Origin of the sequence: Pseudescherichia vulneris (genome assembly GCF_902164725.1) — a bacterium.
GTDB classification, from domain to species: domain Bacteria; phylum Pseudomonadota; class Gammaproteobacteria; order Enterobacterales; family Enterobacteriaceae; genus Pseudescherichia; species Pseudescherichia vulneris.
Genome location: NZ_LR607338.1, coordinates 160,514 through 161,351 on the forward strand (window position 1 = coordinate 160,514; position 838 = coordinate 161,351).

2 protein-coding genes are annotated in these 838 nt (G+C 54.3%); both read right to left on the reverse strand.

Annotated elements, in window-relative coordinates; genetic code table 11:
* Positions 1–197: 197 nt before the first annotated feature.
* The gene (locus FN633_RS00650) at positions 198–440 is read right to left on the reverse strand and encodes a hypothetical protein (protein WP_154056393.1); all 243 of its coding nucleotides are present in this window, start codon (positions 438–440) and stop codon (positions 198–200) included.
* Positions 437–838 (reverse strand): DNA cytosine methyltransferase (locus FN633_RS00655; protein ID WP_208673892.1); only part of this gene is annotated, 402 nt, incomplete at its 5' end. The genes FN633_RS00655 and FN633_RS00650, both read right to left, overlap by 4 nt.

Here is an 838-nt window from a genome sequence, read left to right on the forward strand (position 1 = left end):
TGTCGTATTTAATGCGCCAGAGGTTGGTAATTTATTGCTGCGGCACGCCTATTAATTAATCGATTTAATAGATCAATTAGATGCTATCGATCGGTAATATCGATCATGTATAAATCGCCCTGCCGCTGGGCGTGAAAAAGGCCTCCGGAGAGGCCCTGGCTGTCGATATGGGAATCCCCATATCGCTTGTATGGCAGTTAGATAAGCTCAGGAAGCTTGAAGCCCGCCATGTCTTCAGCCCGGATCGGAGGCGATAAGCAGTTAGCAAATACCAGCGAACCATCGAGCAAAATAATGAAGCACCACCCCATAAACAAACTGGCACTACACCAGTCAGCCTTTAGAGGCACATTTGGCATCTTGTCGGGAAAGGTTGGGTAATGCTCTGCAAGCCACTCCATCGCATCACAGCGATTAATAGTGTATTTGTCGTACATCATGCCGCTTGCCCCTGCTGCTGGCACATCTCCGGCAGGTTGGCCCGCACCAGAGCTTCAGCAAACGGCGGCGGTACCGCGTTGCCGCATCTGGCAACCTGTTTGTCTTTGGCGTAGCGGGTGCCCATGTAGTCGCGGTCGATGATGTACCACTCCGGGAAGCCCTGGGCAGCATAGAGCTCGCGCGGCTGGAGCATGCGCATACCGATATCAACGATGCGATAAACCACGCCGCTGATCGTCACCAGCCCGTCGCAGTCTGCGCCGCAATACTCCTGCAGGAAAGACAGCGTCTGATCCGCACGCTGCTGGTCGTACGACTCAACCGCCAGGGTGGTTTTTACCTCCCCCACATGCAGGCCGCCTGCCGTTACTGTCGGCATTGGTTCATCTGTGCGCTG